The 10,939-nt window shown below is 45.8% G+C and carries 11 protein-coding genes; 2 read left to right on the top strand and 9 right to left on the bottom strand.

Translation table 11 applies throughout. The features are described 5' to 3' along the window. Window positions 1–103: 103 nt before the first annotated feature. Together J0895_RS01210 and J0895_RS01205 are read left to right on the top strand one after the other, a co-directional pair. Window positions 104–2,164, top strand: a complete 2,061-nt coding sequence (locus tag J0895_RS01210; protein ID WP_207086325.1) for a hybrid sensor histidine kinase/response regulator — start codon at window positions 104–106, stop codon at window positions 2,162–2,164. Between the two features lie 160 nt (window positions 2,165–2,324). After that, window positions 2,325–3,596, top strand: a complete 1,272-nt coding sequence (locus J0895_RS01205; RefSeq protein WP_207086324.1) for a response regulator — start codon at window positions 2,325–2,327, stop codon at window positions 3,594–3,596. 366 nt (window positions 3,597–3,962) lie between these two features. Here J0895_RS01205 and J0895_RS01200 read toward each other — a convergent pair whose 3' ends face one another. From J0895_RS01200 to J0895_RS01160, 9 genes are all read right to left on the bottom strand, one after another. Beyond that, window positions 3,963–4,790 (bottom strand): carbohydrate ABC transporter permease, encoded by an 828-nt coding sequence (locus J0895_RS01200; RefSeq protein ID WP_207086323.1) that lies wholly within the window; start codon window positions 4,788–4,790, stop codon window positions 3,963–3,965. 26 nt (window positions 4,791–4,816) lie between these two features. Then, the gene (locus J0895_RS01195; RefSeq protein ID WP_242540963.1) at window positions 4,817–5,746 is read right to left on the bottom strand and encodes a carbohydrate ABC transporter permease; all 930 of its coding nucleotides are present in this window, start codon (window positions 5,744–5,746) and stop codon (window positions 4,817–4,819) included. 144 nt (window positions 5,747–5,890) lie between these two features. Beyond that, window positions 5,891–7,156, bottom strand: coding sequence for an ABC transporter substrate-binding protein (locus J0895_RS01190; protein ID WP_207086321.1), 1,266 nt, complete (start codon window positions 7,154–7,156; stop codon window positions 5,891–5,893). A gap of 67 nt (window positions 7,157–7,223) precedes the next feature. Continuing rightward, window positions 7,224–8,666 carry an MFS transporter gene (locus J0895_RS01185; RefSeq protein ID WP_207086320.1) on the bottom strand — a complete coding sequence of 481 codons (1,443 nt, stop codon included), beginning with the start codon at window positions 8,664–8,666 and terminating at the stop codon, window positions 7,224–7,226. 47 nt (window positions 8,667–8,713) lie between these two features. Next, complete coding sequence (locus J0895_RS01180; RefSeq protein WP_207086319.1) at window positions 8,714–8,902, bottom strand: hypothetical protein; 189 nt, start codon at window positions 8,900–8,902, stop codon at window positions 8,714–8,716. Between the two features lie 3 nt (window positions 8,903–8,905). Then, window positions 8,906–9,355, bottom strand: a complete 450-nt coding sequence (locus J0895_RS01175; RefSeq protein WP_207086318.1) for a DUF6335 family protein — start codon at window positions 9,353–9,355, stop codon at window positions 8,906–8,908. 220 nt (window positions 9,356–9,575) lie between these two features. Then, window positions 9,576–9,779 carry a hypothetical protein gene (locus tag J0895_RS01170; protein ID WP_207086317.1) on the bottom strand — a complete coding sequence of 68 codons (204 nt, stop codon included), beginning with the start codon at window positions 9,777–9,779 and terminating at the stop codon, window positions 9,576–9,578. A 148-nt stretch (window positions 9,780–9,927) separates the two neighbouring features. Next, window positions 9,928–10,470 (bottom strand): hypothetical protein, encoded by a 543-nt coding sequence (locus tag J0895_RS01165; protein WP_207086316.1) that lies wholly within the window; start codon window positions 10,468–10,470, stop codon window positions 9,928–9,930. Between the two features lie 93 nt (window positions 10,471–10,563). Further along, on the bottom strand, window positions 10,564–10,939 hold a 376-nt coding region (locus J0895_RS01160; protein WP_207086315.1), incomplete at its 5' end, for a transposase.

Below are 10,939 nucleotides of genomic sequence, written 5' to 3'. Positions count from 1 at the left end.
TTGTCATTTGTTAATTGTCATTTGTTAATTGTCATTTGTTAATTGTCATTTGTTAATTGTCATTTGTTAATTGTCCATTGTCCAAGTCCCCCGGTACCTAATCATGTCAAAAATACTCGTTATAGATGATGATGGGGTAACTCGCTTACTCCTGAAATGGAACCTCCAAATGCAGGGATATGATGTAACCCTTGCTAAAAACGGAGCCGAAGGATTGCGACTCGCCGAAGAACTGCGTCCGGATTTAATCGTCTGCGACTGGATGATGCCCCTCGTGGATGGTGTGGAAGTCTGTCGCCGCATCAAAGCCCACCCCATCTTAGCCACCACCTTTTTTATCCTCCTCACCGTGCGCGGACAAGTGGATGATCGGATTCAAGGGCTCGATTCTGGCGCTGATGAATTTCTCTCCAAACCGATAGAAATCGATGAATTACTGGCCCGAGTTCGTGCGGGATTGCGACTGAGCCAATTAGCCCAGCAATTAAGTCAAGCCAATCAACAGTTATCGGCCTTGGTGGAAGTTCAAAAACAGTTATTAAGTGCTGTAGATTCCACCCCTGAAGAAGCCAATTCCTCCTATATTCAGTTACTCGCCCCCCTCGGACAAGCGGCCCAAGCCAGTCGCGCTTATATGAGCGAACTCTATCAGGATCAGGCGGGAATCGAACCGTTGGTGTTATGTGAGTGGTTTGCAGAGGACCGAACGGGCGACTCTAGTCAACAGAAGTCCCCAGAAGCCGAGGGTTTAATGCCCCCTAACCCCTTACCCTCGCGCTGGATGGAAATGTTTAACAATGATGAAATTGTGGCAGGTAAAGTGAGCGATTTTCCCGAAGCGGAACGGGAAATATTGGAGCAAGCGCATCTGGATTCTTTATTGATGTTACCCCTCACCCTCAAGGATGAATTAGTCGGATTTATCGGCTTTGAGAATTGTGCGATCGCCGATCTGGATTCTCTGCTGCCGATTTTGCGCGCGGCAGCAGCAGCGATTTGCCTACATCGCGATCGGTCCGCTGCCTTAGTCGCCCTCAGAGCCAGTGAAGCCCGCTATCGGGCGATTATAGAAGACCAAACTGAATTTATCTGTCGCTTTGCCCCCGACGGCACTGTAACCTTCGTCAATGATGCCTACTGTCGGTATTTTACCATGACCCGAGAGGAACTGATGGACAGCTCGGTGGTTCCCTTTCGCCCCGACTTCGAGCGCGATTTTGTCAACTGTCCTGTCATCAATCGGGAAGAAGAGGCAGTGTTGCTCAATGGAGAAGTGCGATGGCATCAATGGACCGAACGGGCCGTCTTTTCTGGGGATGAACTGGTTGAGTTTCAAGCCGTCGGGCGCGATATCACAGAACGCAAGCAAGCCGAAGAAGAGACCCTAAAAGCGCTGGCGAAAGAAAAAGAACTCAATCATCTCAAAACTCACTTCGTATCAATGGTCTCTCATGAATTTCGCACTCCCCTCACCACCATTCTCTCCTCCGCTGACTTGCTAGAATATTACCAAGAAGACTTTCCCGACTCCAAAGGTGATAAAAAGCTGCAAGCCATCCAACGGATTCAAAGTGTTTCCGTCAGTATGACCCAAATGATTGATGATGTCCTGTTAATCGGTCATGCCGAATCAGGAAACCTGCAATGCAACCGCTATCCCTTAGACTTGGTTCAGTTTTGTCACCAATTAGTCGAGGATATGCAGTTGATTGATAACGGCTTACATGGGATTAAGTTAATCCTTTCCCAACCCAGCTTATCCGCCTGCATAGATGAAAAATTACTGCGGCATATCCTGACTAATTTGCTTTCAAATGCCCTTAAATATTCTCCACCAGGGATGCCCGTTCAACTGGAACTGTGCGATGATTGCCAAAACCTAGCCATTTTTCACGTGAAAGATTGTGGAATTGGCATTCCCCCAGAAGACCTTCCCCATCTGTTTGAAGCATTCCACCGGTGCCGGAACGTCGGCACAATTTCCGGCACCGGCATGGGACTAGCGATTGTCAAAAAATGTGTAGAAATTCATGGCGGAGAAATCTCCGTACAGAGTGAAGTTAGCAGGGAAGAACAGCCAAGCGGCACAACCTTAACCGTCCTCTTACCCCGGTTCCCCATGTCCAAAACCCCCTCCAACCTGAAGGATCAACTTCTCGAATAGGTCGAGGCAAAAGGGCGGAATTATCAGCCTTAAACCCCGCCATTAATCGTGATGCTCGCCCACTTCTGCTCCATTTTTAACTTGGATTGTCTCGAAGTTTAAATCATGATAAAATGAAAAATAGACAACCTAAAAATTATAATAAATTCCGCTAAATCCTATGGATAAAATTCTGGTCATAGATGATGATTCCGCCACCCGCTTACTCCTCAAACGAGACTTAAAATTAGAAGGTCATGAAGTCACCGTTGCCAAAGATGGGGAAGAAGGGATAAAACTCGCCCTCGAACTTCATCCAGCCTTAATTATTTGCGATTGGGTGATGCCTTATTTCGATGGCGTAGAAGTCTGTCGCATTGTCAAATCCAATCCAGAATTAGCCCAAACCTTTTTTATTTTACTCACCTCAAAAGTCGATTTAGATGACCGCATTCAAGGACTCGATGCCGGGGCGGATGATTTTCTCTCCAAACCCGTCAATCCAGCGGAACTCTTAGCCCGAGTCAGGGCAGGATTGCGACTCTATAATTCCCAGCAACAATTGAGCCAATCCAATCAACAACTCAGCCAAACATTACGGGATTTACAACAAACCCAGGCTCAGTTAATTCAAAGCGAAAAAATGTCCTCCATCGGTCAAATGGTGGCAGGAATTGCTCATGAAATCAACAATCCGGTTACCTTTATTGATGGCAATTTGAATCATGCTGCAACATATATTAGAGAATTGCTAGACTTTGTTCAACTCTTTCAAAAACACTATCCTAATCCCCTGCCGGAGATGACAGAAGCAGCGGAAAAATTAGATTTAGAATTTTTAATCGCCGATTTTCCTCCCCTAGTAGAATCCATGAAACGAGGAGCCGAGCGAATTCGACAAATCGTCGAATCCTTGCGAACCTTTTCTCATTTGGATGAAGCCGAGCTTAAAGATGTGGATCTGCATGAAGGGTTGGATAGTACCCTCTCTATTTTAAAAGGTCGTTTAGAAGGGATTGAGACTCAGATTAACTATGGAGAATTACCTCGGGTGGAATGCTATCCCAGTGATATCAATCAAGTATTTTTTCATCTCCTGAACAATGCGATCGATGCCGTAAAAAAACGCACCCAGCTACCAGATTCCCCAATCAATCAACCGGACTCCAATCCGCCACACCCTCGGATTCGCATTTGTACCGAAACCCGCACCTCTTCCCATGCAATAATTCGCATCTTCGATAATGGTGTTGGCATTCCCAAAGAGACAGTCCCGAATATTTTTAACCCCTTTTTCACAACCAAAGATGTCGGGGCTGGAAAAGGACTCGGTTTAACCATTTCCTATCAAATTGTCGTAGATAAACACGGAGGAAAATTAGAAGTTCATTCCGAACCGGGTCAAGAAACAGAATTTGCCATCATCATCCCCATTTCTCCCCCAAAAAACTGAGTTTAACTTCCAACAATCCATCTCTCCCAATGTTCGTAGTAACGACTTTAGTCGTTATTTAAGCAAAATTAAAGCAACTTCCAGAATATCCCCCCATCCGTAGAAGAAATTCATGAATTGCCCTTACAACAGAGATAACGCGATCGCATCCCAATGAAAGCCGCCCTCACCCTAAATCCCTCTCCCAAAGTGGGAGAAGGACTTTGAATCTGGCTCCCCCCTTCGACCCTTCGACCGGCTCAGGGCTCAGGGCTCAGGACAGGCTTCGCCCTTTTTGGGAGAATGGGGCTCCGGGGGATGAGGGCAGACTGTCCAAACATCGGATGCACCCGATAACGCTAACTCCTACTCTTGTCATCCCCAACCTCATCCCTTATTCCCCGTAAACGTTACCCCTTGCACAAAATAGCGATTAAAAAACGCATAAATCGCTAAGGCGGGTAACGTAAATACCATCGAAGCGGCCATGATATAGTTCCAATAACTGATATATTGACCCTTGAATGTATTTAACCCCAAAGGTAACGTAAACATATCCTGACTCGATACCACAATTAACGGCATGAAAAAATTATTCCAGCTTCCCATAAAAATAAAAATAGCTTGAGCAGCTAGAGCCGGTTTTGCTAACGGCATCACCACCTTCCAAAAGGTTTGCCATCGATTCAATCCATCCAATGCCGCCGCTTCCTCCAGTTCCTTCGGGAAATTCACAAAGAACTGACGCATCATAAAAATAAACGTGGCATTCACCATACTTGGGACAATTAACCCTTGGTAAGTATTCAACCATCCCAAAGATTTTAAAATTAAAAACGTGGGTATCAAAGTAATTTGTCCCGGAATCATTAACACTGCTAAAATCATCCCAAACACAATCCGATTTCCCCGAAAGGGAATCCGGGCTAGGGCATAACCAGCCATCGAATTAAAGACAATATTAAACCCTGTAACGCAAACTGCTATAAAGGCACTATTGAACAACCATCGTCCAAATAAGCGTTCTCGGGTAAAGATAGCTTGATAGTTTTCCAGAGTGAAATTCTGGGGAATAAAATTCATCCCGCCTTCCACAATTTCTGCTAAAGGTTTAAAGGATGCCGACATCGCCCAGGCAAAGGGAATAAAGGTGACGATCGCGTACAGAATTAAGAATCCGTACAGCAGCGCTTTTAATCCAGAAATTCGCTTCATTATCTGTGAGTCTCCTGTGATGAGGATTACTGAGGGATATCTTCTTTAAAAAGATACCGTTGTACCAGGGTAGCTAAGACGATCGCCGTTGCTAATAAGAGGGCTAAGGCAGCCGCATATCCCATCTCTAAACTCTTAAAAGCATACTGATAAATCAACAAAACCACCGTCAAAGTAGAATTATTGGGACCGCCGGACCCTCCAGAGAAAATATAGGATTGGTCAAAGAGTTGAAAAGTGCCAATAATGCCCATGACAATGATAAAAAAGGTCACAGGTTTGAGTAAGGGTAACGTAATATTCATGAAGCGATCGCAGCCATTCGCCCCATCAATTTTGGCCGCTTCATAGAGAGACTCCGGAATATCCTGCAACGCTGCCAAATAAATCACCATAAAAAAGGGAGCGCTGGCCCAAATATTCATAATCATAATCGATTTCAGCGCAATATTTGGGTCTCCCAACCAGTTGTAAGTCGGTAAACCGAACCCCTCTAAAAAATGATTGAGTAGCCCATCTGCATTGTAAATCCACATAAAAATCAGGGTTAACACCGCAGATGAGGTAATAGTTGGTAAGAAAAATATCACCCGAAACAAGCTTTTTCCGCGAATTTGGGCATTAAGAACTAAAGCTAACATCAAGGCAATAAACGTCTGGATGGGAACAACGATTGCCACATATTCAGCGGTATTTTTCAAGGCAATCCAAACCCGTTCATCATCCACCAATCGGGTAAAATTCCGCAGGTGGACGAACCGATAACTCATTTCCCCTAAAATTTCAACTTTGTGAAAAGAGAGGAAAATTGCGTACAAAATCGGCAATCCCAAAAACACCCCTAAAATAATTAAAGCTGGGGTGATAAACAGATAACCGGATAGGGAAGGAGAAAAACGAAAATTTCGAGGGTTTCTAGACCGAGAAACCTCTGGATTCAAGGAAGACGCTGGCATAGAAATAAGTGATTTACGGGTCATATAGCCTCTCTTATAGCAGTAGGGAGCAAGATGCTCCCACTCCTTCATTCTCTGGTTTTTATCTCTGACGCCGCGCAGGCTGGCTTTGTTAGTTTTGGCCGAAAAGTCCCGGATTTAATATTAATACAAACTCGCTTTAATTTCCTGGTTGGCAGTCGCTTGGGCTTTTTTCATCGCCTCTGATAAAGATTGTTCCCCTAATAAAGCACTGAGAAACTGATTGTTAAAATTTTGGTTAATTAGGGACAGATTTTCTCCCGCTTGCCAGAGGGTGGCATAGTTTGCACCGGCGACAAAGGGCGCATAAAGGGGATTATTTGGATATCCCAGTTCGGCTAGAACTGATTTGCGGGTGGGTAAAACTAATCCCCCAGTCGCCCAGGCTTTCATGCCTTCTTTTCCGGTTAGATAAGAAATCAATTCCCAGGCTTCTTCTTTGTGGGTGGATTGTTTATTCATGACGTAGGCAACGGTAAAGGCCATTGTACCTTTTTTGCCGTTAATTGTCGGGACGGGGGCGATCGCAAAAGAAATCCGAGGAAAGGTTTCTTGCAGGTAAGGAATGGCCCAATTGCCATCGAGAACCATCGCTGCTTTTCCCTGTCCAAACATTTCGCTGACGTTACTTGCGCCGGTATCGGAGGGAATGCCTGCGGTGCGCGCTTGTTGATATTGTTCGATAACCGGGGCGAGTCCTTTTAAGGCTTTGGGTTGAGCAAATGCCGCAAAGCCTTTGCGATCGACAAATTGCCCGCCAAAAGCACGAATCACAAAGGCTTGACGGGTTAATTCAGGAACCATGCCATAGCCATAGCGTTGGATGCGCCGATCGCGGCTGCGTCTGATGGTTAATTGTTCAGAATACTCCTGTAATTGCGCCCAAGTTTTTGGCGGTTCACTTAACCCCACTTCTTGGAAATATTCGGTATTGTAATAGAGCGCTAGGGTCGAGAAATCTTTGGGTAAACCGTAGAGTTTGCCCTTATATTTGAAGGCATTTAGCATCGCCGGTTGAAAATCTCTGAGGTCAAATTCTGGGGTAATATAGCGATCAAGGGGTTCTAATACCCCGCGATGCATCAGTAATGGCGCTTCTAGGGTATCTAAATAAAAGATATCTGGAGCCGCATCCCCAATTAATCGGGTTTTGATGACATCAGAATACTGATCCGTGATGACTTCATACCGGACTTTAATTTGGGGGTGGGTGGCTTCAAAATCCCGGAGTAGCTGTTCGAGAAGCTGTTTTTCCACGGGACTACTTTGCCACCCACTGAGGGTGAGAGTGGTGACATCTTCACCAGGGGAACTGGCGCAGGCGGTGATGTTCAGAACCAGGAGGAGGACGATCGCCCACTGGCACAGAAGCCGATAAATTCTTAACATGAATCTTGCTCTCGGGTAAAGCTGGGCCGTCCTGAATGTAATAGCCGATACTTTTTTATTATGCCCTTTATGGATGAGAATTTAACCGAGGCTTAAACCAAAAATTTGCAAGGTTGTCAAGTATCTGGCGGAGGCTTTGGCTACGGGGTTCTTGGAGGAACAGCAAGGGAATCAGGGCCAACAGTCGCAAGATCGCAGAGAAGGCAAATAAGCCCACGAATCCGCCAAAGGCAGATTGGGTGGCGATAAATCCGCCCAGGGTGGTGCCGATCGCACCGGCTAAACCACTGACGGCAGCGGCGATCGCAAAATAACTCGACGGCTGTTTCGCTGGGGCTATTTCCATTTGGATATTACTGCCGCACAGATCCACTGCCGCCCAAGTTGCGCCACTAATTAGGTGCAACAGAGGCAATCCCACCCACAACAGTATCCCTTGGGTTCTCGTTGCCAGCCAGAGCACCGGGGTGATGGCGACGAGGATACCGACGAAGAATAAGAGGGGACGATTTCCCAGGCGATCGGCTAATTTGCCCCAAATCGGCAGCATCAGCAAGTTGGCACCGGCAGCGAGGCTGTTGTAAAGGGTGACCCAACTCACATCGAGTTCTAAATCTTTGAGTAAATAGAGGTTGAAAAAGGGGGCGCTGAGGTTGACGGCAAACATCCAGCAGCCAAAATACAGCAGAAATATCCGGAAATTTTTATCTTTTAAGAAACTCGGCAGGGCGATCGCCGATGAGGAGGGAGTGGTTTCATAGTTGAGGACCGTCGGGCGATCTCTGCCCCAAATTTGGGGATTAACATCTGCCATCAAAAACTGGAAGCATAAGCTAATGATGCCAGCGGCGATCGCCACACACAAGATAATTCCATAGCCTTCAATGGTGCCTCCATCCCATTGAGACACCATCACCCCCAAAATTGGCATTGCCAGCAAACTGGTGAGATTCGCTGCACTGTTGCGAATCCCAAAGTAACGCCCACGGAGGCGATCGGGGACTAATGCCGCCATCCAACTCACCCAGGAGGGACTCCCAAAAGCCCCTAAAAGATGGGTGAGGGCGACGATCGCCAGGGTTCCCAGAACCAGATGATGGGCTTGTCGGGGATCCATGAGAAACCAGCCAATTCCCAGGAGTAAAAACAGCCACAGCAGGCGGGAGATGCTGAAAATGGAGAGGGTGTACCAGTGACGACTCGTGGTGCGATCGCCCAAATAGGCCCCCACAGGTTGCAGAAAATTCATCAGCATCGGGATAGCTGCCAGGAACCCGATTTCCACGTTACTTGCGCCGAGATCCAGCAAAAAATTACTCAGCAAGACCCCCCCAGTCGCGCAGGAGAAAAACGTGGCAAACACACCATCGAGGGTAGAAGCTTGTAAGCTGTTGCGAATCGCCGGTTTAGAGCGTTTCCCATTGGGAAGGACGAGGGAATTCTCAGAAAGGTATTCGGAAAATAGAGGCTTTCTGAGGGTCAAGGCGATCGTCAGTTTACTCTGGGTCATAGCAGATTTAGAAAAATTTAATCTGTTGATAGAATCACACCAAGTGGTTAGAGTCTAAAAAAAATGAGCAGAAATGCCAATCCGACTGGAGAGGGAAATTTGCTCGGGGTTAGGGACTTGCGATGATTCTGGATTCTGACTTCCGATGCAAAGGGACAAGAAACCGGGTTTCTGACTGCAATGCCATCAAAAAGAAGCGATCGGGCGATCGCTCCTTGACGTAAAATTTTGCTCAATTCCTACAGTTGACCGAGGCGATCGCCCACCACACTATCGCGCCGGACTTCATACTCGGGTGAGGATTCGGGGTCTAATTCCCAGCGTTCCTCATCTCGTTCTGACAACTCATCGCGAACTCCTAACTCTTGGCGATCGTCCTGTTCCACACCGGCTGCTGCACCGATTTGATCCACAATATTTTGGTCTGGAGTCGGTGCCGTTCCCCCAACTGCTTCATCCCCAACACTCTGAGCTTCGGACCATGCCGCATCCACATCCCCACCTGTTAATTCAGGGCTGGTATGGGTGTATTGCTTCATCTTATTTTCCATCTTTCGACCTCCAATATTAGCTCCAGGGCGATTCGCTATTCCGGTTCCCCAAGATTCAGTCTCAGCTTGAGGCAAATCTTCTACACTGCCCTCTTCTCGGGCCATCTTTTTCAGTTTTTCTTGTTTATTTTTAGTCATAATTATCCCTTCAAATCAGCAAAGCTTAGGAGATTTTTTTGATGACAAATCAATCTCTGACAGGTTTAAAATTGGGTTTTAACGTTATCAACCCATAAATCAACTTTCTGTGCTTTTACAAAGCCTAACTGATTTCAAGGTTATCAACTTCTACCCCAGGGCATATTTTATCAACCCTTTAGCCGCATAAATCCTTAAAATAACCGGGTATTGCCTTCAATCAGCCATCGGGAAACTGCCAACAGGCAATATACTCTACATTGCGACTGCCACAGGATTTACAAGGTATATCCGTAAAGGAATCAACCCATTCTTCCCCACAGTGACGACAGTGGCAAAAAATATTGTTGCGGTTGGCTTCATTGAGTCGCACCTGCCACTCTTTAAGTTCATCATCATTCAATTCCCGAGGAATTTCTGTCATGGATATCATCTCAAATTCATCAGTTTAGTATTATACGCCATCAACTATATCCGATCCTTTATCAGTTGTGGAATGCCCTCACCCCTTTCTCGTCGGCGGCCCAAAGGGGGAGAGGGGAGCAGGAGAGGGCATAAATCATTTAGGATTGCTATAGCAATTTTAAAAAGGTTTGATACACCGCTTCCAATTCTTGAAAATAGGTTATTTCATCGGGAATTTTGGAGATGAAAAACAGATTAAAACAAGGCATTACGCAATTTTCCGATTCTAGGGTATCGGGGGTTAGGACCACTTGCACGGGATTTTGGGGTAACCTCCCATTGGTCAAATCTGCTATATTTTTCAACGGCTCAAATAAGTAATGATACTCAGCAATATCCCGGGGAAGAATCCCCACATATCGAGGCCGCATCTGTGATTTTGAAGTTGAAAAATGCCCTTGACAACTGGAATATGTGATGCAATTAAATTTGATAATTAAGGCAACTGTTAAGTCTCGGACGCCCGGTTCAATGGATTTTTTAAAGTAGCGATGGTACTTAGACAAAATCGGAGAATCCGCACAAGCGGCAGTCCCTTCGGTGTTGATATTGCCGAGGGGACTTTCCCGAAATATCTCCCCGGGGTTTTCTTCGACAAAGCGATCGTCCCAGGAGGCGATAAATTCTTTCAATCCACTGAAATAAGTCATCTGTTTAAGTTTGCTGTATTAGAACAATCACACCTTCCCAACCTGATAATTCAGAAAGAACCTAGGGCAAATGGACAAAAATAAATAACCAGTCTATTCAGACTCCTTGAACCCTTGAAATTTCCATAAGAATGGTTTGGCGCTCGTGCGGTTGAAGTAATCAATAAACTTAAGAATTTGCTCAGATAGGTCATCGATGGAAGTGAACTCCCCTCGTTTTAAAAGGCGACGGGTCAATATACTGAACCAACACTCAATCTGGTTCAACCACGATGTGTGTTTGGGCAAATAAACAAAACGAATTCGATGGGTTGGGTCGCTCAAAAAAGCTTGACGAGTTTTCATTGATGCCAAAATTCCTTTTTTCCCTTTAACACCTAACTCGATATCTATCTGACAAAGAGAGGCTATTAAACGAACTAAAGATTCACTTTTATGAGTATTGAGTTGGTCAACAATAAAAATCCAC

It is taken from the genome of Phormidium pseudopriestleyi FRX01 (assembly GCF_017313335.1).
In the GTDB taxonomy this organism is placed as follows: domain Bacteria; phylum Cyanobacteriota; class Cyanobacteriia; order Cyanobacteriales; family Laspinemataceae; genus Laspinema; species Laspinema pseudopriestleyi.
The sequence above is the reverse complement of the archived record's forward strand: the minus strand, read 5'-3'. Positions and strand labels throughout refer to the sequence as shown.

What these genes read in the sequence shown, in the direction of transcription:
- J0895_RS01210 (WP_207086325.1), top strand. Translation starts at nt 104, where the DNA reads ATGTCAAAAATACTCGTTATAGATGATGATGGGGTAACTCGCTTACTC.
- J0895_RS01205 (WP_207086324.1), top strand. Translation starts at nt 2,325, where the DNA reads ATGGATAAAATTCTGGTCATAGATGATGATTCCGCCACCCGCTTACTC.
- J0895_RS01200 (WP_207086323.1), bottom strand. Translation starts at nt 4,790, where the DNA reads ATGAAGCGAATTTCTGGATTAAAAGCGCTGCTGTACGGATTCTTAATT.
- J0895_RS01195 (WP_242540963.1), bottom strand. Translation starts at nt 5,746, where the DNA reads ATGCCAGCGTCTTCCTTGAATCCAGAGGTTTCTCGGTCTAGAAACCCT.
- J0895_RS01190 (WP_207086321.1), bottom strand. Translation starts at nt 7,156, where the DNA reads ATGTTAAGAATTTATCGGCTTCTGTGCCAGTGGGCGATCGTCCTCCTC.
- J0895_RS01185 (WP_207086320.1), bottom strand. Translation starts at nt 8,666, where the DNA reads ATGACCCAGAGTAAACTGACGATCGCCTTGACCCTCAGAAAGCCTCTA.
- J0895_RS01175 (WP_207086318.1), bottom strand. Translation starts at nt 9,355, where the DNA reads ATGACTAAAAATAAACAAGAAAAACTGAAAAAGATGGCCCGAGAAGAG.
- J0895_RS01170 (WP_207086317.1), bottom strand. Translation starts at nt 9,779, where the DNA reads ATGACAGAAATTCCTCGGGAATTGAATGATGATGAACTTAAAGAGTGG.
- J0895_RS01165 (WP_207086316.1), bottom strand. Translation starts at nt 10,470, where the DNA reads ATGACTTATTTCAGTGGATTGAAAGAATTTATCGCCTCCTGGGACGAT.